The organism is Flammeovirga yaeyamensis (assembly GCF_018736045.1).
In the GTDB taxonomy this organism is placed as follows: Bacteria; Bacteroidota; Bacteroidia; order Cytophagales; family Flammeovirgaceae; genus Flammeovirga; species Flammeovirga yaeyamensis.
On sequence record NZ_CP076132.1, the window covers coordinates 5072002 to 5096825 of the forward strand.

Sequence of the window (24824 nt, forward strand, 5' to 3'; positions counted from 1 at the left end):
TCATGGAACTAAAACGAGTATTTGATTTTATTGACCAGCAAAAATCGCTATACGGTGGTTTAGAGGTGTGTTTTGCAAATAAAGTAAACGAAGAATGGGTTACTTACTCTACTGAAAAGACATCTAATATTCTATATCAATTAGGTAGTGGCTTATTACGTTACGGCCTAAAGAAAGGCGATAAAGTAGCAATTGTTTCGGAAAACCGTCCTGAATGGAATTTTGTAGATTTGGCCTGTGCTCAAATTGGAGTAACAGTAGTGCCTATTTACCCCACCATTACAGAGGACGATTATTTATATATTTTCAATCATGCTGAAATCAAGGTAGCATTTTTAGAATCGCAACACCTTGTAAACAAAATCAGAAAGATTGATGAAAAGCTTCCTGAACTAGAAAAGGTCTATACCTTTAATGACGTAGAAGGAGAAACCTCATGGAAGACTTTACTTTCTGCATCGGAAGAAGAAATAGCTAACATTGATAAGATCAAAGACAGCATTCAAGAAGAAGATCTTTACACTATTGTCTATACCTCTGGTACGACAGGCAATCCTAAAGGAGTGATGCTTTCTCATAGAAATGTGGTTACGGATGCCATTGCTGCCGCAGAAACTCTTCCTGTAGATAGAGGGAATGCAAGAGCATTAAGCTTCTTACCCTTATCTCACGTATATGAACGTACAAGTTTGTACTCTTATTTATGTGGTGGTGTATCGGTTTATTTTGCAGAAAATGTAGCAAAAGTAGCCGACAACTTGAAAGAGGTAAAACCTCATGTTTTCTGTACGGTTCCTCGTCTTTTAGAAAAAGTATACGATGCTATTCTTAATAAAGGAATGGCCACAAAAGGTTTAGCAAGGGCTATTTTCTTTTGGTCATTAAACTTGGGACTGCGTTATAATCCAAGAGAGAAACAATCGCTTTGGTACCGTTTCCAACACTTTATTGCCGATAAATTGGTCTTCAAGAAATGGAGAGCAGCTTTAGGTGGTGAAATTAGAAATATGAACGTAGGTGCTGCAGCACTTCAACCACGATTGATTCGTTCTTTCTGGGCTGCAGGTATTAAAGTATGCGAAGGTTACGGTATGTCTGAAGCGGCTCCTGTAGTTTGTGTGAACAGAGTAAATCCGCAAGACATGATGATCGGCACAGTCGGTCCTGTTCTAAATGGAATTGATGTTAAAATTGCACCTGACGGAGAGATCTTGATTAAAGGTCCAAACGTGATGATGGGCTACTACAAACAACCCGAATTGACGGCCGAGACGGTTGTAGATGGTTGGTTACACTCTGGAGATATTGGCGAATTAATTGATGGAAAATTCTTAAAGATCACCGATCGTAAGAAAGAATTATTCAAGACTTCGGCTGGTAAATACATTTCTCCTCAGTTCTTAGAAAATAAACTGAAAGAATCGTTTTATATAGAACAAGTAGCTGTAATTGGCAGTAACCAAAAGTTTGCTGCTGCTTTAATCGTTCCAAATTTCGAAGCATTATCAAATTGGTGTGAGGAAAACAATATTTTTGAGGAAAACCCTCAGAAAGTGATTGAAAACCCTACTGTCTTGAAAATGTTCAAAAAGGAAATAGCTGCGGCCAACAAATCATTTGCTCGTTATGAACAAGTACAAAAGTTCAGTTTACTAGAAAATGAATGGACGGTTGATACAGGTGAAGTAACACCAACGCTGAAACCTAAGCGAAAAATCATCAACGAAAAATATGAAAAAGAGATTGAGGAGATTTACTCTTAATCCCTTCAATATCATCAAAATATAATGGATTAATTTGAATTTAATCTTTAAAAAGCCTGTGAGAAATCATGGGCTTTTTTTATTGACTTCATCCCTTCAAAAAATATTTTCATTTTTTTCTCATTCCTGGCAACTATCTGATAACAAATAGCGTATTACTAGCTCTCAACATAGTTTTGTGATGAAAAATAAATAAGCCTTCATCCAAAACTCATCTTAATTTATTCAAAGATGCCTAGTGATAAATTTGTCCTTTTAGGTAAGGAGATTAAAAAGGGAAAAGGTGCGGTACTAGAATTAGAAGTCGCTAAACTTCATACAAGAAACAGTCTGAAGGTTCCCGTAATTGTAGAAAGAGGTAAGAAAGACGGACCTGTGCTTTTACTTCTAGGTGGTGTACATGGAGATGAATCCAATGGGGTGGCTATTGTACGTGATATCATCAGAAAGAAGTACCATAAACCAAATTATGGTACCATTATCTGCATTCCTGTATTCAACGTTTTTGGTTACCTCAACTTATCCAGAGCTTTTCCTGATGGAAGAGATTTAAACAGAATCTTTCCTGGATCCAAAAGAGGTTCTTTGGCGAGTCAGTTTGCTTATACTTTTACCAAAGAAATTGCTCCATATGTCGATTATGTATTGGATTTCCACACCGGTGGTGCCGATAGAAGTAACTATCCCAACATTCGTTGCAACTTTGATGAGGAGAAAGAGTTTGAAATGGCCAAAGCTTTCGGTGCACCTTTTATGATGCACTCCAGCTACATACATCATTCTATTCGAGAAACCATCCATAAAATGGGTAAACCTATTATTCTTTTTGAAGGAGGGAAATCTCTTCACTTGGATAATGAGGTGATCCAATGTGGAGTGACTGGAGCACTTAATGTGATGAAACATCTTGGCTTACAAGAAGGTGAAATTGATATTCATCAACCTACCGTTTTCATCAAAAAAAGTAAGTGGTTGAGAGCTCCTTATTCTGGAATCTTCGAGTCGATGATTCAGAATGGAGAATATGTCACTAAAAAACAATTGATAGGTCGTGTATCAGATCCTTTTGGAGAATTTGAGAAGAAAATTTACGCTCCTTTTAATGGACATATTTTTGGATTAAATACTGCTCCAAACGTGTATAAAGGTGATGCCATCTTCCATATCAGTGTAACCAAATAAAAATGATATTGTCTGAACCACTATTCAGATGTTTTACTTTCATATAATTTGTGTCAGGACATGTAAGAGCGTTGCTTTGCGGCGCTCCTACCATTTTAATCATCTACCAATAATTTTACTTTTTTAGCAAGGTATTCCATACTAAACGGATGGATAATAAGTGATACTAAAACGATAAAACTCACGATATAAAATATCATTTCCGAGTTAGGCAGGTTGGATAAAATAGGAATCAATGCAAACACAATAGGTGTTGCTCCTTTTAACCCACTCCAAGAAATAAATATCTTTTTATTCATTGGTGTTTTTAAAGGCAGGTAAGAGATAAACACCCCTAATGGCCTTGCTATAAAGAATAGGAATAATGTTGGTAATATGGCTATTGGAATAACTTCTACCAAGTTTTCTGGGAATATCTGTAAACCCAATATAAGGAACATCACCGATTGAGCCAACCAAGAAAAACTATTGAAAAAGTGTAGAGAATTGTACTTGTTTTGGTAATCTAAAGTGTTTAATAATACCCCCAAAATATAAGCCCCAATCAATGCATTTCCACCCATCAACTGACAAATTTTCAAGAAGACAATCAGTGTACTGAATAATAAAATGGGTACTAAACCTTCCTCCTGGAAATGGAATTTCTTGAATATAAATTTGATGATATAAAAAATCACAAAAGATAAACCTACACCAACTGAGAGTTGCTGAACAAAGAATTGAATGTATTCCACATAATCAATTGGTAAATCTGGAGTTTTTAGAATACTGACAAAAATTAATGTAAGAATCATTGCCATTGGATCGTTAGTTGCCGATTCGAACTCCAATACCTTATCAGAAGCAAACTTTAATTTCATCTGTTTGGCTTCTAATACCCCAAAAACAGCTGCTGCATCTGTGGAAGAAACAATAGAACCCAACAATAAGCCCTCTAATAATGATAAAGGTGTAACAAATGAGGCAAATACACCCAAGGCCAATGAGGTGACTAAAACTCCTACATTAGAAACTAACAATCCTTCTTTAAATACCTTTTTGATATCCAATACTTTGGTATGCAATCCCCCCACAAAAATGATGAGTACTAAAGCCGCCTGACTAATAAAGTCGGTGAGAACAGGATTATCATATACTTCAAAAGAAGATTCCCCATTTCCTAAAAATAACCCCACACCTATAAAAATAAATGCCGCAGGTATCCCTAAGTTTTTACTCGGATTATAAAGTAAAATACCAATGATGATTAAAACAGCTAGCAATAGCGTCATCTCGCTTCCGATCATGTTGTAGTTATTTTAATTAGTGAATTTTTAGTTGAGCCTCTTTTTCTGAATTGGGTAATTTATGGAATATATAGTTCAAATTGGTTTGTTCAGTCATTTAGCTCTAATTTTTTAACGGAAAAAACGATAACAGGTATTCATTGATACCATTAAATAGTATTAAAAAAACAACGATCAAAGAAAATACGCCTTTCTTTGACCGTTGATAATAAGAATTTCTATAGCGATATAGATATCTTTTTATTCGGATTATTCACCACTAATTTTTGCGGTTGAAATTCTTCTATTGCATGCAAAGCAAAACCTTTTCCTGCTTCTCTATAAACATTAAATACTGCGTTAACTCCTATTTCTTTTAAAGGTGCTACCTGATCGGCATATTCAACAATCGCTGTAGACATTCCTTTGAAATTTTGCTTATACAATTGTTTTGCCCCCAACTCATTGGCATGATGATGAGGCATAGCAAAAAAGATTAATGTGATATTATTTAAGCTCTTCAACCGCTCCCAAAAATCACTATCTACGGCATCACCTTGAATTACATTTCTGCCTTCGGTTTTTTGTTTATCGACAGTATGATCGTTTACTTCAATTCCTAGAACAACATCTCCAAATTGTTTTTGCATTTCATCATAAACACCGGATCCAATACGCCCCATTCCTACTACCAATACTTTTGCCTTTCCAATGTCTATCATCTTATCCATTGTATTCAGGCGGCTGCTTTCACTTTTAAACTGAGACAATCCTAAATACACCTCATTACTCCAATTATTAATTGGTGCCGATATCAAGAAAGATAGGGAAACTGCAATGGCAATACTTACTAACATTTCTCCAGGTAACCATCCCATTTTGTAAGCCAAACCACCAACGATAAGGCCAAATTCACTATAGTTCATCAACATCAAACTACCGAAAACGGATGTTCTTACCCTGAAGTTAAAACGATCGAATACTTGAAAGTACAACCAGCCTTTGATGGGTAAGAGTATCACTAAAGCGATAGCAAATAACAAAGCATTTAAGGTCACTGAGGCAGTCAATCCAATATCAAGGAAGAAACATACCAACAACAACTCTTTGATGTTGAATAAAGCTTTCGATAATTCTGATGCTTTTTTATGGCTAGACATCATCACTCCCATCACTAAAGCACCTAGATCTGCTTTTAATCCTACAATAGAAAACAAGCCTGCTCCTACTACCAATGCCATAAATACTCCGAAAAGCACTAACATCTCCCCGTGTTCTACAGTATCTAAAATCCTAAAGAAAAGTGGTCGAATTAAAGGAAGGGTAAACAGTAATAAAGCCCATACTTCTGGAATTTTGCCCGAACTGACGGTCATGAACACTACTGCGAAGATATCTTGCATAACCAATACTCCAATAGCTAATGATCCATATACGGCATTCATTACCCCTTTATCTTGAAGTGTTTTAATGGCAAATACAGTACTTGAGAACGATAAGGCAAAAGCAATTAATACCAATTGCATGATCTCTAAATCTTGAAGAATGGATAGACCCATCCATTGCAGTGCCCATAATGCGGCTACAAAATATAGTGAACTGAGTAAATTATGAATTAAGGAACTTAACCAAATATGCTTACCTATAAGCATTTTGATATCTAACTTTAATCCAATGGTAAATAATAATAAAGTGACCCCTAAATCGGCTAATTGCTTAATTTGAGTGGTATCATCGATGCCAAAATAATGCAATAAGAAACCTGTTAATAGAAATCCTACTAGCGGTGGAAACTTTAATTTTAAGGCCACATAACCTGCGATAAATGCAGAGAGAATAATAATAATGTGTGTGGTCATATATAAAATCGGTTAGTAAATTATTTAGTTTTTAATCGCTACTGATTATATGAAAAAAACTTCATATTAAAAAGTTTAAAAATGATGTAAATAGTTAAATTTTAACCACTTATTTATCCACATTACCCAATTGAAGGAGTAATATATGAAATCAGTGTATTTATCTTAATATTACTACCTGATCTACTTTTTATAAGAAAAAAACTAATTATCATGCAAGCTAAACCAATCTTCATCATCACATTAATATTGGTTCTTCTTCAATCGACGAATCTATTTTCTCAAGTATCCTTTCAAAGTGGATATTATATCAATCTAGAGAATGATACTGTATCGTGTTATATCAAAAACTTAGATTGGAGAACAACTCCTCAAAAAATACAGGTAAAGAAGAGTTTATCTCAAACCGAACATCAAGTAGTTAAAAAAGAGGAACTACTTGAATTTGAAATTTATGGTGAACTGAAATATATCAAAGCAACCGTACCTGTGGATAGAACTTCCCAGTACACCGATGGTTTATCAGATTTTAGAAAGCCCGATTTTAAAACTGAAACCATATTGCTCAAAGAACTATTTAGCAATACTTATTCCTTGTATCTATTATCTGATAAAAACATCAAATATTTCTATTATAAGGGTAAGTATACTACTATTCAACCGCTTGTCTTTAAAGAGTATTATAATGAAAAGCAGTTAGTATTGAATAAGAACTTACAATATCAACAGGATCTCTACAATCTTTTCGAAGACAAAGGCATTAGTAGTAATTATGTGAAAGACCTTTCTTATTCTACTTCATCTTTAAGAAGATGTTTTCAGAAATTTGACCCTATTGAGAAAAAAGAAAAGAACGATGTCTCTAAAAAAAGCTTCAGAATAAATATCCGACCAGGGCTTTCAATTGGTAATTATATCGATGAACAGAAAAATAAATATAACCTACCTCTCGATGGTCCCAACAACTATGGCACTAAATTGAATTTTAAATTTGGTATTGAACTTGAAAAAGCCTTTTCTGCAAATCACTATAAATGGAGAATTTATGCAGAACCTTCTTACAGAAGTTATTCTTCGGCTATTGTTGTCAACGATTTAAACATCAGTATAGATTATCAATCATTTCTTATTCCTATAGGCCTTCGTTATTATTCTTATTTAAAAAATGATTGGGCGGTGTATTATAACGTTGGTGCTACTTTAGACAACCCAATCAATTCTTATGTAGATCATAATGTGTACACGGCTCCTACGACAATCCGTTTCAATATGGCCTATCACTTAGGTATTGGATTGAAACACAATGAAAAATGGGGCATAGAGTTTAGATATACCAAACATGGATCTTTAATTCATGACGCTGAGCAAATAGATCGATTTAAAGCATTTGAGATTAATTTGATTTATACCATCATTTGATTATGAGCGTTTATTTTCGCAAAAAAAGAGTCACCTTTTTATAGGTGACTCTTTTTTGAATATTATTAATCTATTTCTTCTCTAGATATCTCTGCATTAAATCTAATGAAGCCATCTTGAACTGTTCTTCATTACGTATTTTGCTTAACTGTCTAGCTTCATGTTCTAATAGATTCACTTTACTTGGTACAATGATAGGATTTCCATCTTTATCAACTGTATAATTAACCGTGTAAGAATTGATTTCATTAAGAAATGTGAAGTTAGAATTCGATGAGCTATGCATTGAAATTTCTGTGATATCGTTGGTTAAAAAATCAGCAAACTTACCATTATGAATAGTAGAAATACCATCAATAGAAAGTTTTCTAGGTAAGGATAATGATTCGTTTTTTTCAGTGCTCATAGAGACTCCAAGGTAGAATTCTGTTTTACCTTCTGAAGGTTTAACAACAGAATATCCGATAATATTTTCTACATTTTCTTTTTCAATATCATGTTGGTAAGGAGATAAAACAATATCGCTTTCTGTTATGTCAAAACCAAAAGAGTTATTAGCATATGGTTCTTTAAACGAATCATCTAAATTTTTTATTTCTGATACAAATCCACTAAAATTGTTATTTGTTACTTTCTCTTTACTTCCGACATGAGAAATATCTTCTTTATCTATATTTATATATTCATATAAAGTATACTCATGTGGCCCTTCTTCAGAAAGATATTTTTGATTACTAGAAAAACCCTCAACAAATTTTATTCCCTCATGCTCATAAGCAAATCGATGAAAATTACTTGACAACATCACTTTAGAAGGCACTTTTAAATCTGATTCTTCTATAAAAATAGTATCACCATCATTCATCATTTCAATTGATATCATTATTCCTTTTTCTTCATTTGTAACATGAACAGAATAACTCTTTACACTATTTAAATCTAATTCTGATACCCAAGAATAGTCTGTAGATCTAGTAATTGTGAGATAATCATAATTATCATCTGAAGTTAATGTCTCATCTATTTGTGATAGGTGTCTTTCAAATGATTTTGAAACGGCTACAACTACTGTTTTTTCATTGGCCATTACTCTTGATGGACGTACTATAGCATCTAATTTTAAACCTTCTCCTTGAGAATAGAATTCTTTTATTCTAATATATCTATAATCTTTAATATGATCCCATAGTGGAGATGAACCTTCAAACCCTGCAAAAGCTTCTACCACTTTGGTGTCAAACTCTACCAATTTAAAATCTTGTCCTTTAATCGATTTTGGTATTTCTATTATCTCATTAATTCCATTGCCATCTTCGTGTAAGAATTCAGTCACTGGGTTTAAATCTTTGTCTAAAACCATATAAGAAAATAATGCCTCTTTTATTTCCGATCTAGAAGTCCATTCCCCTTGAATTATCTCATTATAATCATTAAATGATGCAGAGTACCCTGCTTCAACAAAAATTAGAGGTAGGTAATTATCAACATCTACCTCAAGTTCTTTAGAAATTTCATTTTTTTCTAAAGTTTCATCACTCGAAAATTTCACAGTAGCTGATATTGTATAAATACCGTCATCAAGTTGTTTGGAATCAAAGATTACTTGGTGTTTGTCATCTTCAAAAGAATAGTCCGATTCTAGAACTTTATCATTAAGGGTAAAATAGATATCATCTATATTGATAATATCAGATGAGTAAGTTCCTAAATCTACCTCAATAGTATCTTTACCTCTTAGATAATCGAGTTCTTGGATGGACATTTCGGGTAAATTGATTTCTACCTCTTCTTCGATTTTTTCTTCAATCTCTTTTTTCTCAGAACAAGAAAAGAAAAGAGCACACAATAAAATAGTTATTGCTGACAGTCGTCTATTGTATAGCATTTGATTAAGTAGTTTTTGTAAAAAATTGAGAGCAAAGTTTTTAACTCAAAGTTCTTATAAAAATAAAAGAGCAAGATGTAACTTTAACATCTTGCTCTTCAATCTGATAATATCAGAGAATAAATGGGTAAAATAGATTAGTAAATAATCTTCGGCCCTTCTTTATTTACTTTAGAAACAAATTTATCGCTATCGATACCAATAGCTTTGAATGCTTCTACTTTTGCATTTGCAATTCTTTCTGCCTTTTCCATTCCCTTACATAAAGAGAAAACAGATGGTCCTGAACCTGAGATGGCTGTTCCCATAGAACCCGCATAAACTGCCGCTCTTTTTACTTCATCGAAGCCTGGAATTAACATTGAGCGAATAGGTTCAACGACTACATCTTGTAGAGATCTACCGATAAGATCGTAGTTTTCTTGCTCTAAACCAGCAATTAAACCGCCTACGTTACCCCACTGTCTTACTGCATCCGCCAAAGGCACTTCACCTCGAAGAATGTTTCTAGCATCTTTTGTGGATACTTCGATGTGAGGATGAACTACTGCACAGCATAATTCTTCCGGCACGTTCAACCTTACTACATCTAAAGGATCGTAACTTCTTACCAAAACGAAACCTCCATATAAAGCCGGAGCCACGTTATCGGCGTGTGCAGCACCACAAGCTACTCTTTCTCCTTCCATAGCGAATGGAAGTAATTCTTCCATACTCAAAGGATTATCAAATAGTGCGTTTACGGCAAAAGCACCTGCTACTGTACTTGCAGATGATGACCCCAAACCACTACCAAAAGGCATTTTTTTATGAAGAGTTACTTCAATACCTGCTTTTTCAGCTCCAATTTTTTCTAAAAACTGATACACTGAAACAGTGGCTGTATTTTCTCTAGGATTTCTAGACAAACGTCCTTCATCTCCTGTAATATCTTTAATAACAATACCCGGCTTATCGACTAATTTCATTTCGATTTCGTCGCCTGGGCTGTCTACGGCAAAGCCGAGGATATCAAAGCCACAAGCTACATTGGCTACTGTAGCTGGGGCAAAAGCTTTTACTTCTTTCATGACGTTATTCGTCCAAAGTGAGTAATAATTATTTTTAAATATAATGAGGACGAAGCATCGCCTCGTCCCCACTTTATAAATAAAGAAGTAAGTTATTTGATAATTAGAAATAACAACCTATTACTTATTACCTATTACTTCTTACCTATTTTCTAGTTGATTAAGAAGTTTCCAATGGTAATGATCTCTGCAAATACACCTGCAGCAGTCACTTCCGCACCAGCACCAGGTCCTCTGATCACCAATGGTTCGTTAAAGTAACGACGTGATTTGAAAACTACCATGTTATCAGAACCTACCAATCCGTAGAATGGGTGAGTGCTATCTACTGCTCTTAGTGCAACAGTTGCCTTACCTTCTTCATCAAGAGTAGCAACGATTCTAAGTGCTTTACCATCTAACTCTGCTTCTGCTCTCTTCTCTTCGAATAAGCCATTGGCTTTTTCTAATTCTACGAAGAAATCATCTACTGATGGAGCATCTAAACATGCTTGTGGTAAGATCGGTTCTACAGTTACATCAGAAGGTTCTAGATTGTACCCTGCCTCTCTAGCTAAGATCAAAATCTTACGGGCAACATCTACTCCACCTAAATCATCACGTGGATCTGGCTCAGTATACCCCATCTCTTTGGCTTGTTTTACCAAGTCAGAGAATTTCATACCTGCAGCAAACGTGTTGAACAAGTAAGAAAGTGTACCTGAAAGGATACCTTCAATTTTGATAATCTTGTCACCTGATCTACCTAAATCTTGAAGAGGACCGATAACAGGAAGACCTGCACCAACGTTGGTCTCATACAAGAATTTTACTCCTCTACGTTTTGCAGCTGCTTGACACTTCAAGTAGTAATCTAAGCTACTTGAGTTCGCAATTTTGTTTGGAGTAGTGATCGAGATAGAGTTCATCAAGATCTTTTCGTAAAGTTTTACAGCACTTTCGCCTGGAGTACAGTCTACGAATACTGAGTTTGGCAAGTTCATTTCGATCATTTTCTCCACGAACAATGCTGCATTCGATTCCTCTCCATCAGCTAGGATCGCCTCTTTTTCTAAAGAGATGTCCAATCCTGTATCACTAAATATCATTTTCTTAGAGTTCGCCGCACCTACTACGTTCAGTCGTAAATTACGCTCTGTTAGTAAGTATTCTGCTTGATCTCTCATTTGGTTCAATAGTGTACCACCAATCAAACCTAAACCTAACATGAAAACGTTCAACTCTGCCATATCCGACAAGAAGAAGATTTCGTGAAGGGCGTTTAATGATTTATTCAGGTGTTTTTTCTCAATCACTACAGAGACGTTCAATTCTGATGAACCCTGTGCAATTGCTGCGATGTTTACACCGTTTTTACCCAATGCACTAAACAGCTTTGCTGCCACACCTGGGCGTTCTTTCATGTTTTCACCGATAATGGCTAAAATAGAAAGGCTATTTTCTACCTCTACCGGATTTACTTTACCAGAAGCCATCTCATTGAAGAATTCCTCTTCGATAATCTTCTTACTAGCTGCTGCATCGTCTGGAGCAACGGCAAAAGTAATAGTATGTTCTGATGATGCTTGAGTAATCAAGATCATAGATACACCGCCTCTAGCTAATGCACCAAACAATCTCGATGATACACCCGGTACACCGATCAAACCACTACCTGATAAAGTGATTAAAGAAATATCTTTGATAGAAGAGATTCCTTTCACTGGCCAATCTTCCTGTCCTGATGTACTTGTTACCAATGTACCTGGGAAAGAAGGATTGAATGTATTTCTAATCCTTAATGGAATATTCTTTTTAATTGCAGGCTGCAATGTTGGAGGATAAATAACTTTCGCTCCAAAGTGAGACATCTCCATTGCTTCTTCGTAAGAAAGCTGCTGTAAAGAGAATGCTGTTGGTACTACGCGAGGGTCTGTAGTCATCACCCCATCAACGTCTGTCCAAATTTCGATTTCTTTCACGTTCAATGCTGCACCGAAAATTGCTGCAGAATAGTCAGATCCACCACGACCCAATGTCGTTGTTTCACCACTTTCTGAAGAAGCAATAAATCCAGTAACGATTTGCATTTTATCCGTCTCACCAAAATGTTTAGTGATCGCAGAGTTCGTCGTTACAAAGTCAACTTTTGCTCCACCGAATACAGCGTTCGTACGAACGATCTTACGAGCGTCCAGCTGTTCTGCTTCTACACCAATTTGAGTTAAGTATTCGGCAATAATGAACGATGATAAACGCTCGCCAAAACTTTGAAGAATATCTAGAGAACGAAGAGACAATTCTTTCAACAAGAAAATACCTCTCAAAATATCCTCAAGATCATTAAGTAATAACTTCACAAAAGCGATCGTCTTACTTTGTCTTCTTACCTCAATCAACTCGCGAATACAGGTCAAATGGGTAGACTCAATGTCTTTTAATAATGACTTATAGGTCTCATCTCCAGAAGCGGCTCTTTCGCCTACTTCTATTAACTTATTTGTGATGCCACTCATTGCCGATACGACTACGGCAACCCTTTGTCCGTTTTGTTGATAATCGGAAAGGATACTGGCTACTTGTTGGATATTTTTCGCACTTCCAACTGACGTTCCTCCAAACTTGAGTACTTTCATCCTTGTTCCTGTTCGCTAGTCTTAAAAAAATAAACAATTCGCAATAATTAGCGATATAAGTTATAAAAGTAGTAATAATATTACTGAATCGCCAAAAATTTATCAAAAATGCAACGACTTCAACTCAAAGTGGGGTAACTATTGCCTTTTTTTAAAATTAATTACGATTTATCATGAGAATTAGGCACATCACTACATTATAGTGAATGATATTTCACTATTGCGAAATTCTTTCTATTATTGTAATAACAACACACATATAACACCACATAAACACACAATGAAAACAATTCTTATTCTAGGAGCTGGGCGTTCTGCCTCGTCTCTAATTAACTACTTATGTGAACACGCTAACGACGCATCTTGGAAGATTCTTTTGGGTGATTATCAATTGGCTTTGGCCAAAGAGAAAATCAAAAAGTATCAAGGGGTCGCTACGGCCTTTCAATTTGATATAAACAACGAAGAACACAAACAAAAGTACATCCCTCAAGCAGATATCATTGTCTCCATGCTACCGGCGAGATTTCATATAGAAGTCGCTAAAATTGCTGTAGAACATGGGATTCCTATGACCACGGCTTCTTACATCACCGAGGAAATGCAAGACTTGAACGAACAAGCCAAAGAAAAAGGAATCATTTTATTAAATGAAATAGGACTTGATCCGGGCATCGATCATATGTCTGCGATGAAGATGATTGAGGAGGTGAAAGAAAAAGGAAACAAGATCGAAGGTTTCGAGTCGTTTACTGGCGGTTTAATGGCCCCTGAATCAGATAACAATCCTTGGAATTATAAATTCACTTGGAACCCTCGTAATGTAGTCATTGCCGGACAAGGTGGTGCCGTTCGCTTTCTTCATAATGGAAAATACAAGTACATCCCGTATCATAAATTATTTAGAAGAACGGAGCGTATCGAAATTGATCATTACGGGAGTTTTGAGGGATACGCCAACAGAGACTCTCTAAAATATGTCGAGAAGTACGGTTTAGAAGGTGTACCTACAGTCTACAGAGGTACATTAAGAAGACCTGGATTCTGCAGAGCATGGAACTGCTTTGTAATGTTAGGAGCCACAGATGATAGTTATGTAATGGAAGATACCGAAGACATGACCTACCGTGAATTCATCAATTCTTTCTTACGTTATAACCCTCAAGACTCTGTAGAATTGAAGCTGATGCAGTATCTAAAATTATCTCAAGATGATTTGGAAATGGACAAACTGAGATGGTTAGACATATTCTCTGATAAAAAAGTAGGTTTAAAATCGGCTACCCCTGCCCAAATTCTCCAAAAAATATTAGAAGAAAAATGGAAATTGGCGAAAGACGATAAAGACATGATTGTGATGTATCATAAGTTATTCTATCAATCAGGTGATGAGAATATCATGCGAACATCACATATGGTGGTCAAAGGAAAGGATCAAACTTTTACAGCAATGTCGGATACAGTAGGGATTCCTCTTGCTATCGCTACTAAATTGATATTGGAAGGGAAGATTACCAAAACAGGAACGTGTATTCCTGTTCACAAAAATATCTACGAACCTGTATTGGAAGAATTGAAACAGCACGGGATTGAGTTTGTGGAGAAAGAAGTGAAAATGAGTCCTTCTGAGCTTTCAAGTTTATAATCATTTTATCATCTTTGCGGCCAACACAACTTACCATTATTTTTCTATGAAAGAAGCCATCACATATGGCCTGTTGGCCTTTACTTCTTTCTTCACTCTGATCAACCCGGTAGGAATTATGCCGGTTTTCATGACGATCACGAATCAGTTGGAGAAAGACGAAAGAAAAAGAACGGCACTTAGAGCCACTTTAATTGCCTATTGTTTCTTGATTTTCTTTGCGATTTCAGGACAATCGCTTTTTAAATTTTTCGGGATTTCTATCGATTCTCTGAGAGTTGTAGGAGGTATTATCTTCTTCTTAGTAGGTTTTGATATGCTTCAGGCAAGATTGGGTAGCGTGAAGGTAACCAAAGATGAAATTCATGAATATGCCAATGATGTAGCAATTACTCCTTTGGCAATTCCTATTATATGTGGTCCCGGTTCTATTGCCAACGCCATTATCTTAATGGATAATGCAGGTGATAGCCCTTATAAAATGGGTGCTTTATTTATTGCAATCACTCTTGTATTGGCCATTACTTGTCTAAGCTTATTAGGGGCAAGCCCAATTATGAAAGTACTAGGTGATACCGGCAACAAGTTAATGCTTCGTTTAATGGGTCTTATCGTTATGGTCATGGCCGTTGAATTCTTATTTGCAGGATTAGGACCGTTGATTCATCGATTTATAATGAATCCATAAGGTGATAATTATATAAAACAAAGGGCTTCAAGTTGATTGAAGCCCTTTATTTTTTATCAGTTTTTATATATTCTTCACCTTCAAATGATAATCAATTTTATCAATTCTTTGGCGACCATATAACGTAGTATATCTCACATAAATAGGTACCACCTTGTCAATGTAACTGTTTTTAGGTAAAGGAATTTCTACCACTCCTCTGTGGCCATACATTTGAACAAAAGATAGATTGGGATTCCATTCTTCAGCAGTGATCACTTCCTTACTTTCATCCTTCACTAAAAAGAACTTGGTATTCTTCCTTCTCACATCAAGATTTAGCTCCAATACCACTTTATTGTAATCTTTAGTATCATTATTCATCGTTACTAAGATTTCTGGATATTGGGATTTTTGTTTTCCTGACTTGAGATACTCTTTTAAATGAATAGTTGGCTCTCCATCAACATAGGTTTCATCTGCTTTTAGCTGACCATTTTTATGATAAAATTTTCTTTGATATACATACCCGTCATCATAAAATGCTTCCTTATACAATGAGCCGTCTTTGTTATATTGTTTCGATACCCCGTGTTTTTGACCGTCTACGTACTCGATTTCCATGTGTTTTTTACCATCCTTATAGAACGATCTAGACAATCCATCTCTTTGGCCATCTACATATCTTACTACAGACTTTTTGATTTTAGTTCCTTTGTGATAAGTCACACGGACTTGATCTTTTTTAGGATTTTCAGCTAATGCAATTTCTTGATTTTCTTCTTCTAATTGTTTGCTTATTTTTTTTACCAACATGAAAATGCTAAAAATAATACTAGTTATTAGAAAGAGCTTTGTTTTGTTCATAATAAATTTGCTGTGGAATAGTAGTTAATACAGATAAAAAATATTGATTTTAAGTCGAACCTTAAATATACAAAAAAAGCCATCCGAAGATGACTTTCATTATTAGTTCTGTGAAAATATTTTCACTCAAGCTTATCAAATAATTATTCTTGATTCTTTTCTAACCACTCTAAGCGTCTCTCATCAGCTAAATGTTTGATATCAAAATCTTCGAATACAGCTTCAAAACCATCACCATCAGGACTTGCGGCCATCATGCCTACCATCATTGGTTTATGATCAGGCAAATAAGCTAAATTACTCATCTGATAATTTTTCCCATCCAATGAATAAGAGATCTCAACTGAATCTTGTCTACGGATGGCTTTAATCCAGATTGATTTCGGTTTTCCTTCTAAAGCAACTACACTCCAGCTTGAATGATCGTTGGTCACTACAGCAGAGAAGTTATACACTCCGTCTACATATTCAATACCTGTCTTGATCCAATGTTTTTCATCTATGCGAAGCATCAACCCCATTTGGTCAAAACGAGTTTTATAAGCGCCAGTAATTTTTACATTCACTTCGAACTCTCCACCTCTTGTTTGATAATAGAAAGGACCATCGTCTACCGTAAAACCATAGTGCGTTTTTCTCCAATAATCAGTCTGACCAGTGACTTGCATGGTTAATTTATTGTCTTTTACTTCCCATTTTTCAGGGGCATTAAACCATTGCATAACTTGTGGATTCATTTGGGCAAATAAATAAGGTGATGTAAATAGCATACATCCTATTAAAAGGAATTTTTTCATTTTCAATCTTTATTATTTAGATGCACAATTTAACTAATAAGCTGAATTTGAAGAAACTTATTTCTTTTTTAACCTATGTGTTAAATGTTTTTCTGATTATATACCTCGCCTACCAAGGAAGCACATATCCCAAATCAAAACTCAAACTCGTTTCTTTCTGACTCATATTGTACTCATAAGAGCCACTGATATTGAATCGCTGCTTCCCAATATTAAATTGATAATTAAGAATAAGACCTGTACTCCAATCGCCACTATTAAAACGATATTGCCTTGAGGAATTATCGTTATCCATAAAGCCTTTGGCAAGACCTGTCCCTATCGACCATTTATCATTGATCTTATAATTTAATGTTGCTGCAAAAGTGAAGGTAGACACATCTGTTATTCTATTTTCACTTGTTCTCTCTAACTCATTATCCCACATTAAAGCGGCTCCTACTGAGAACGGACCATTTCCAATTGGCTTACTGTAATCTACAGACCATCCATAGAAAACGGCATCTTTATCCAACTGATTACCATAACTCACTGCCACTCCCCACGCTCCTTTATTATTATTTTCGATTAAAGATTGACATTTCACTTCTGTTGTTGACACAATCAATAACAGAACACATATAAATATCTTAGCAAGTAGTAATGAGACATTTTCAACTAATTTTTTCATAGTATATATTGATGTTCAATACTATAAGCGTAGAAAACAACTCAATCCCCTATCAAAAAAACAATTTGATCTTAACTCTTTTATCCATAAACAAAAAAGCCTTCTAAATTAGAGGTGATCATCATCTAATCTAGAAGGCTTTTTTTATTATCTATTTATTCAACTATGGCATTGCTGAAAATGATTTTTTGATAAACGCCAAAGCTTCCTTATTTGCATTTTGAGCATCCGCTTCATTATATCTATCTGATGATGGATTGGCAAAAGCATGATCCGAACCATACATCTTCACTGTTAAGTTCTTCCCTGCCGACTTCATATTATTTTCAAACTCTGCTGCAACGTCCGGATTGATCCATTTATCTTTCTCACCGAAAATACCCAAAACATCACATTTTAGATCTTTCAAACGATCTACATCTTTGACAGGCATTCCGTAATACATCACACAACCCACTGCTTGTTGATCAATCTGAAGTGCAGATTGCAATGACCAACCTCCGCCAAAGCACCAACCCACTGTGGCTACTTTAGCGTCTTTTCCAACATAAGCCAAGGCTCCCTGAATAATAGAAGCAGCTCGTTTAGGATCACATGCTTTCATGTATTTGCTTGCTTCTTCTCTAGTGGTCCCAACATTACCATCGTATAAATCCAATGCTATAATATTAACATCACCTAGATCTTTTGCATATCGATCCGATTCATTTCTCACATAATCGTTCAGTCCCCACCACTCATGAAATACAAATAAATACTTAGAAGACTTCTTTTTCGACTTCACAAAATAAGCTTCTCCTTGTTTACCATCGGCTACATCAAAGGAAATACGTTTCCCTTTAAACTTCGTCTTATCCAATGTTCTTGACATACTGTGTGCCTCACGAAACTCCTTTTGGTTCGTAAATTCCGCAAATGCTCTTGCCGACTCTATATCTGCATGGCATAATACCGGTTCTTTAGGTTCTGATGTTTGATGAAATGACAGGAATGAAAGTCCCATCAAGAAAATGATGGATAGAAAGATGCTTACTTTTTTCATAGTAGAAATCGAGTGTAGTTTAAATAATCAATGAATATGATTTTAATTGTCCTATTCAATAAACCTAAGCTAACAATTTTAGTTTTCAAAAGCTTGATTTAATTTTAGAAATCAAAAAATAATAAATCAAATGCTGAAGTTAACGGATAATGGTATTGATGCACCTGTACTCGTATTAATACACGGTTTCTGCGAAAATAAATCGATTTGGGATGATTTTATCCCCTCACTTACTCCTTATTTTAGAGTGATCTGTTTAGATCTACCTGGATGTGGTGAAAACCCCGAGATAGTATCACCTTCCCCCCAATTAAGTGATTTTGCCGATGAGATACATCAAACACTTCAAGATGTAGGCGTATCGAAATATACTATGATCGGACATTCATTAGGAGGATACGTCACTTTAGCATATGCTAAGAAATACCAAACTTCATTAAACGGCATTGGCCTTTTCCATTCTACCGCCTTTGAAGACGACGTTGCCAAAAAAGAAGTCAGAATAAAAGCAGCTGATTTTGTTAGAGCCAACGGTGCCAGAGCCTTTGTTGCTCCAATGATCGGTAACCTATTTGCCGAAAAAAGAAGAGAGCAACATCGCCCGACTATACATCAAATAATAGCAGAGGCTGAGAAAGAAAGTGTCGATAGTATTGCCAAAATTTCCCTCGCTATGAAAGATAGAGGAGATAGTGCAGCACTACTTACTCAACTAAACATCCCTGTATTATTTATCAATGGTAAAAAAGACGGAGCAGTACCATTAGAAAAAAGCGTCGAGCAAAGTCACCTACCCAACGATGCCCACGTGTATTACCTAGGAGATGTTGGACATATGGGAATGTTTGAGGAGAAGTTGAAGTGTCAGCAGATTGTGATGAACTTTCTAACCTATGTGGGAATGAAAAGTTAAAAATGAAAAATGAAAAACGTGATTACTGAAGCTAACGCGAGGATGTTTCTATTGGTATCTTTTTAACTTGATATAAATTCTATGTTGATATAATTAAAAACGAGGTCGGGAGACCTCTAACGTTTATTAGGCACAGATGCCGCTATCGCTTAACATCTGCGCCAGTATTTTTTTATATCCCACCTAGAAGGTATTGTAACTCATCACGTTTTTCATTCTTAATTTTTCACATTTAATTTCTACACGTTATTGTAACTAACCACGTTTTTCATTTTTAACTTTTAATTTTTCATTTATTTCCCTTTTTCCCTCAAAAAACACCGAATTCTCCCCAAGAAAACCCTATCAAACCACCTAATAATTGACCAATCAGTCTAAAAAGGGAAATATTGTCAAGTTGTAGTGAAGAATAGCATAACAAATACCCTTAGAGAGCGTGCATATTTGTAATGTTCAATAACAAAAACACTAAAAGAAAATATCATGAAGAAGATTAATAACATCGAAGAATATAATGCATTGGTAGCACAAGGAACTCCAGTTTTACTAGACTTTTATGCTGATTGGTGTGGACCTTGTCAGGCTTTACTTCCAACAGTAGAGAAGTTATCTGATGAGTACGATGGAAAAGTTACCATCCAAAAAGTAAATATCGAGGAGGTTCCAGAATTGGCCGCACTTCATAAAGTAAGAAGTATTCCCAACTTGGTGTTTATGAAGAACCAAGAAGTAGTCAATACACATGTTGGTTTTGCAGGAGAAGATGTACTAAGAAAAAACTTAGACGCTTTAGCCAACTAATCTTTTCGGTTAACCTAGAAAATTAATTACACTCATTTCAATCATATAGCATGTTTGGAAATCAATTGATACTCCAAACATGCATTTAAAACTATCTAAACGTTATGTCACAATTTACAGTCCCTAGTATCGATCAAGTATCGGCTCAAAATCAAGAAATCTTTGGCCAACTAAAAGAAAAACTAAGTTTCGTCCCTAACATCTATGCTTATATCGGTAAGCACGACACTGGATTGGGAGATTTCCTAGCTTTCGGTAACAGAAAGTCAACGCTTTCGAACAGAGAAAAAGAAATCGTTAACCTTTCGGTAAGTGAATTGAACGGATGCGAATACTGTCTTTCTGCCCACACTGCTATTTCTAAAATGAATGGTTTTAGTGAAGCAGAAATCATCCAAATTCGTTCAGGTAACATTCAATTTGATGATAAGTTGAAAGCTTTAGGCACTTTTGTTAAATCAGTTGCTGAAAACAGTGGTAAAGTCGATGAAGCGACTAAAAATGCCTTCTTCAATGCAGGTTATAACGAACAAGATCTTATTGATGTAGTGCTTAGTATTGCTGAGATATCAGTGACCAACTATATTCACAATTTAACGAAGATTGCAGTTGACTTCCCGTTAGCACAACCTTTAAACGAACTTCAACAAGTTTAGTCCCCCGAATTTTATTTGTTGTATTTTGAGTAGATAATTATTTTTGAATAATTGTCTACTCTTTTCTATTTGATATATCCTATGAAATTTGAGAAACCAACAGGAGAATACCTCGAAATATTAGACCTTACCTCTAATTGTGATTCATCGATGTTAAATCAGAATGAAGGGAAACTTTCTGTGATTTGGTTTACATCAAATGATAATACCTTAATTATTGATGGCAGAGAAAGGCAATTTGACCATAACGAAATTATATTTCTGACAGAGTTTCATCAAGTGGAGAAGGTAAAAATCAATACTGCTAAATTTGTAAGGTTCAATAAATCCTTCTATTGTATTGTTAATCACGATAGCGAAGTAGGCTGCAAAGGAGTACTCTTCTTTGGATCAAGTAGTATCCCTCGTATCAATTTATCTAATGAAGATGGAGAAATGTTGATCTCCTTGTGGAAAATATTTGAATACGAGATGAAATCAGCGGATGAACTTCAACTAGAAATGCTTCAAATGCTCCTCAAAAGGCTTTTGATATTGTGTACGCGTATTCTAAAGAAGCAAACCGCATTATCAGAGCTGGAAGACGATAAACTCACCATCGTCAAAGAATTTAATTATTTAGTGGAACAGCATTTTAAGGAAAAGAAGACGGTGGCAGAATATGCAGACCTTCTCAATAAATCTCCTAAAACGCTATCCAATGTATTTAAGTTATTAGGACAAAAAACTCCTCTTCAATTTATTCAAGAAAGAATTTTATTAGAAGCAAGGAGACAAATAATCTATACTGATCAGTCCATTTCTGAGATTGCTTATGAATTAGGATATGATGACATTCAGGCCTTCAGTAGGTTCTTCAAAAAAGCAGAAGGCAGCAGTCCGAGTGAATACAGAACATTGCAAACAAAAAAAGTCAGCTGATGTAAACATCAACTGACTTTTTTATTGGAATACGGTTTAGATTAACCTTGTGTATTCAATAATGCTAAATATTTCTTAGCGTCATTTACTACTTGAGACTTAGCGTAATCTGAGATCACAGCTTCGTAAGTTGATTTAGCGTTAGCTACATCACCTTTTGCCTCATAAGCAAATGCTAATTTCATTAAGTAAGCAGGAGTGAAATCGTCGTTCTCCTTGTAGTTCACTGCATCTTTGTAAGATGAGATCGCTGCATCAAAGTTTTCAGTTTGAACGTAAGCATCTCCGATTAAAGCATATGCTCTAGCTTGAACTAATAAATCTTTAGAAGAGAATTTCTCTAAGTGATCGATTGCTTTTTCGAACTCACCCATTTTCATGTAAGAAACACCTGCATAGTAGTTTGCAAGGTTGGCAGCTTTTGTTCCGCTGTACTCATCAGCAACAGCTAAGAAACCAACAGTGTTTGCATCAACATCACCATTTAAGGCTTTGTTTAAAGAGTCTTTTTCGAAGTAGAAAACTGCAGGAGATAAAGCTGCTTGAGCTTTTGCGTTTTCCGACTCCATGTTCATTCCATATAAGAAGTAAGCAGCTACGATTACTACAACAGCAGCAACTAAACCGATTACACTATTTTTATTTTTATCAAGGAAACCTTGTGTCTCTACAATTCTCTCCTGTAATACCTCAGCGCTCTCAAATACTTCGTACTCCTTATGTTCCTCGTGAGTATTACCTTTGTCTACTTTTTGTTTTTTTTCTTTCATGATTGCCATGTATATACTATTAGGTTCGACCTAAATATTTTTGTTCATATTATTCAGTCGGCAAATTTATAAAATTTCCTCCAAACTTAATATTTTTCGCCATAGTTTAGTCCTAAAAATGTACATAAATACACTTAATTCATAAAAAAAGCTGTCCTTTTAAAAAGAACAGCTCTCTCATTAACAAATTTAGAATATTTATTAAGAATCCAAGAACGGGTAGTTCTCTTCAACATAAACATCTGTATATGCTTCCGATTTATCTGGGAATGGAGACTCTTCAGCGAATTTCACAGCTTCCAACACTTTTGCCTTTAAGCCTTTGTCGAACTCTTTCAATTCTTCTTCAGTTGCCCACTTGTTCTTCAAAATCGTTTGTTTTACTTTTTCAATAGGGTCTTGTGCCTTGTACTCAGCTACCTCTTCTTTCGTACGGTATTTTGCTGGATCGGACATCGAGTGACCTTTGTAACGGTATGTTCTGAATTCTAAGAAGTAAGGACCTTTACCTGCACGTACGTGAGCAGCAGCCTCTTCCATTGCAATATGAACTTCCTCTACTGTCATACCATCTACTGGACGAGAAGGGATATCATATGCAGCACCTAATTCGTATAAGTGGTGTACATTGGATGTTCTTTCTACAGAAGTACCCATTGCATAACCGTTGTTCTCTACGATAAAGATTACTGGTAATTTCCAAGCCATTGCCATGTTGAATGCTTCGTGCATTGCACCCTGACGGATAGCACCATCACCAAACATAGTTACACAAAGGTTTTTCGTTCCTTTATATTTCTCAGAAAATGCAATACCAGCTCCCATAGGAATTTGTGCACCTACGATACCGTGTCCACCTGCAAAGTTTACACTTTTATCGAAGATGTGCATTGAACCACCTTTACCTTTAGTTGTACCAGTTGCTTTACCGTACATTTCTGCCATCACAGCACCTGGGTCTGTACCCAACATAATTGGATGAGCGTGATCACGGTATGCTGTAATATAAGAATCGTCTTTAGTTAACGCAGAAACCTGACCAGCGGCACAAGCTTCCTGTCCGATATACAAGTGACAGAAACCTCTAATTTTTTGCTGACCATATAGTTGTGCCGTTTTTTCTTCAAAACGTCTTACTAATAGCATGTTTTCATACCATTCCCAATATTGCTCTTTTGAGAAGGCACGCTCTTCTTTCAGTACTTTTTCTTCTTGAGACATCTCTTACGGTTGTTGAGTGTTAGCTGTCCACATTTTGGGATGTAGAGGCTAAAAGATATATTTTAAATTTTTCGTTTTCGCCCCAAATCTGCTAATATTTCGGTAAAAAAACAATCTTATTTGCTTTCAATATTTAACCGAAAGTGATTTTTGTCAATTTTATCACACTTCTTTGCTAATAATTGTTGTCTAGAGGGATCGACCATAATTCTTTTTCGCAGGTACAACCCGTCCCCATATGATACAAACTAAGTCGATCAAACCTCATCGTTTCGCCTACCCATTCTTCACAAATTGTCGCCTCTCCCTGCCCTAAAGTGATATGTGGTTGATAATTATGGTAAGCATTTTTATCAAAAAATTGATTGAGATATGCTATACCTGAAAAAGGCATATTTTCATGAATTACATAGAAGTCCTCATTATTTTCCTCTTCCATCTGATCAAAGTGATAATTTTTCATCAACGCACAAACACTTTGATGCAAGCCAGTTAAACTATTGTTTAATTCAACATTCCAACCTACCGTATTTATATTATGCTTATAAACTGATGAAATATTTAAAGATGATAATTCTGAAAGATCCAATATCTCTAGATAATCTCGTAACTTACTAACTAACTGATTAATACGACTATCTTCCGCTCTACACATGCTAATTGATACATGAGGAATAGTTTCTTTTTTACCCAATTTCAATACAGTATCAGGCAGTCGACGATTATAGTCAATTATTGAATCGATGTATTGTTCAGACGGAATTAAAACGAGGTCTAAAGCGGTATATTTCTTCAT

The 24824-nt window shown here is 35.5% G+C and carries 21 protein-coding genes; 9 read left to right on the plus strand and 12 right to left on the minus strand.

Features of this window, described 5'->3' with window-relative positions:
- Positions 1–2 precede the first annotated feature (2 nt).
- Together KMW28_RS20140 and KMW28_RS20145 are read left to right on the plus strand one after the other, a co-directional pair.
- Positions 3–1763: an AMP-dependent synthetase/ligase gene (locus KMW28_RS20140; RefSeq protein WP_169666360.1), complete on the plus strand. Its 1761-nt coding sequence runs from the start codon at positions 3–5 to the stop codon at positions 1761–1763.
- Between the two features lie 231 nt (positions 1764–1994).
- A complete protein-coding gene (locus KMW28_RS20145; protein WP_169666361.1) occupies positions 1995–2945 on the plus strand; it encodes a succinylglutamate desuccinylase/aspartoacylase family protein in 951 nt (316 codons plus the stop codon).
- A 95-nt stretch (positions 2946–3040) separates the two neighbouring features.
- Here KMW28_RS20145 and KMW28_RS20150 read toward each other — a convergent pair whose 3' ends face one another.
- Positions 3041–4231: a potassium/proton antiporter gene (locus tag KMW28_RS20150; RefSeq protein ID WP_066211449.1), complete on the minus strand. Its 1191-nt coding sequence runs from the start codon at positions 4229–4231 to the stop codon at positions 3041–3043.
- A 218-nt stretch (positions 4232–4449) separates the two neighbouring features.
- Entirely contained in the window at positions 4450–6069 is a 1620-nt protein-coding gene (locus KMW28_RS20155) for a cation:proton antiporter domain-containing protein (protein WP_169666363.1), read from the minus strand.
- Positions 6070–6282: 213 nt separating this feature from the next.
- Here KMW28_RS20155 and KMW28_RS20160 point away from each other — a divergent pair, with 213 nt between their 5' ends.
- Positions 6283–7488 (plus strand): outer membrane beta-barrel protein, encoded by a 1206-nt coding sequence (locus KMW28_RS20160; protein WP_169666365.1) that lies wholly within the window; start codon positions 6283–6285, stop codon positions 7486–7488.
- A gap of 70 nt (positions 7489–7558) precedes the next feature.
- Here the strand turns inward: KMW28_RS20160 and KMW28_RS20165 are convergent, their stop codons facing one another.
- The 3 genes from KMW28_RS20165 to thrA form a co-directional block, all read right to left on the minus strand.
- Positions 7559–9373, minus strand: a complete 1815-nt coding sequence (locus tag KMW28_RS20165) for a hypothetical protein (RefSeq protein WP_169666367.1) — start codon at positions 9371–9373, stop codon at positions 7559–7561.
- A 137-nt stretch (positions 9374–9510) separates the two neighbouring features.
- Positions 9511–10443, minus strand: coding sequence for a homoserine kinase (locus KMW28_RS20170; RefSeq protein WP_169666369.1), 933 nt, complete (start codon positions 10441–10443; stop codon positions 9511–9513).
- 152 nt (positions 10444–10595) lie between these two features.
- Positions 10596–13058 carry a bifunctional aspartate kinase/homoserine dehydrogenase I gene (thrA, locus tag KMW28_RS20175; RefSeq protein WP_169666371.1) on the minus strand — a complete coding sequence of 821 codons (2463 nt, stop codon included), beginning with the start codon at positions 13056–13058 and terminating at the stop codon, positions 10596–10598.
- A 280-nt stretch (positions 13059–13338) separates the two neighbouring features.
- Between thrA and KMW28_RS20180 the strand changes: the two genes are divergently transcribed.
- Together KMW28_RS20180 and KMW28_RS20185 are read left to right on the plus strand one after the other, a co-directional pair.
- The gene (locus KMW28_RS20180) at positions 13339–14703 is read left to right on the plus strand and encodes a saccharopine dehydrogenase family protein (protein WP_169666373.1); all 1365 of its coding nucleotides are present in this window, start codon (positions 13339–13341) and stop codon (positions 14701–14703) included.
- Between the two features lie 46 nt (positions 14704–14749).
- The gene (locus KMW28_RS20185) at positions 14750–15391 is read left to right on the plus strand and encodes a MarC family protein (RefSeq protein ID WP_066211432.1); all 642 of its coding nucleotides are present in this window, start codon (positions 14750–14752) and stop codon (positions 15389–15391) included.
- Positions 15392–15454: 63 nt separating this feature from the next.
- Here KMW28_RS20185 and KMW28_RS20190 read toward each other — a convergent pair whose 3' ends face one another.
- From KMW28_RS20190 to KMW28_RS20205, 4 genes are all read right to left on the minus strand, one after another.
- A complete protein-coding gene (locus KMW28_RS20190) occupies positions 15455–16186 on the minus strand; it encodes a toxin-antitoxin system YwqK family antitoxin (RefSeq protein WP_169666375.1) in 732 nt (243 codons plus the stop codon).
- Positions 16187–16380: 194 nt separating this feature from the next.
- A complete protein-coding gene (locus KMW28_RS20195; protein ID WP_169666377.1) occupies positions 16381–17034 on the minus strand; it encodes a DUF1349 domain-containing protein in 654 nt (217 codons plus the stop codon).
- 109 nt (positions 17035–17143) lie between these two features.
- Complete coding sequence (locus KMW28_RS20200; protein WP_169666379.1) at positions 17144–17704, minus strand: porin family protein; 561 nt, start codon at positions 17702–17704, stop codon at positions 17144–17146.
- 163 nt (positions 17705–17867) lie between these two features.
- A complete protein-coding gene (locus tag KMW28_RS20205; protein WP_169666380.1) occupies positions 17868–18746 on the minus strand; it encodes a dienelactone hydrolase family protein in 879 nt (292 codons plus the stop codon).
- A gap of 130 nt (positions 18747–18876) precedes the next feature.
- Here KMW28_RS20205 and KMW28_RS20210 point away from each other — a divergent pair, with 130 nt between their 5' ends.
- The 4 genes from KMW28_RS20210 to KMW28_RS20225 all read left to right on the plus strand — a co-directional run bounded on the left by KMW28_RS20210 (position 18877) and on the right by KMW28_RS20225 (position 22037).
- Positions 18877–19659, plus strand: coding sequence for an alpha/beta fold hydrolase (locus tag KMW28_RS20210; RefSeq protein WP_169666382.1), 783 nt, complete (start codon positions 18877–18879; stop codon positions 19657–19659).
- A 483-nt stretch (positions 19660–20142) separates the two neighbouring features.
- Positions 20143–20460 (plus strand): thioredoxin, encoded by a 318-nt coding sequence (gene trxA / locus KMW28_RS20215; RefSeq protein WP_169666384.1) that lies wholly within the window; start codon positions 20143–20145, stop codon positions 20458–20460.
- Between the two features lie 104 nt (positions 20461–20564).
- Positions 20565–21116: a carboxymuconolactone decarboxylase family protein gene (locus KMW28_RS20220; RefSeq protein ID WP_169666385.1), complete on the plus strand. Its 552-nt coding sequence runs from the start codon at positions 20565–20567 to the stop codon at positions 21114–21116.
- Positions 21117–21197: 81 nt separating this feature from the next.
- Entirely contained in the window at positions 21198–22037 is an 840-nt protein-coding gene (locus KMW28_RS20225) for a helix-turn-helix domain-containing protein (protein ID WP_169666387.1), read from the plus strand.
- Between the two features lie 41 nt (positions 22038–22078).
- Here the strand turns inward: KMW28_RS20225 and KMW28_RS20230 are convergent, their stop codons facing one another.
- From KMW28_RS20230 to KMW28_RS20240, 3 genes are all read right to left on the minus strand, one after another.
- Entirely contained in the window at positions 22079–22807 is a 729-nt protein-coding gene (locus KMW28_RS20230; RefSeq protein WP_169666389.1) for a tetratricopeptide repeat protein, read from the minus strand.
- Between the two features lie 201 nt (positions 22808–23008).
- Complete coding sequence (gene pdhA / locus KMW28_RS20235; protein ID WP_066211413.1) at positions 23009–24028, minus strand: pyruvate dehydrogenase (acetyl-transferring) E1 component subunit alpha; 1020 nt, start codon at positions 24026–24028, stop codon at positions 23009–23011.
- A 175-nt stretch (positions 24029–24203) separates the two neighbouring features.
- Positions 24204–24824: a hypothetical protein gene (locus tag KMW28_RS20240; protein WP_169666391.1), complete on the minus strand. Its 621-nt coding sequence runs from the start codon at positions 24822–24824 to the stop codon at positions 24204–24206.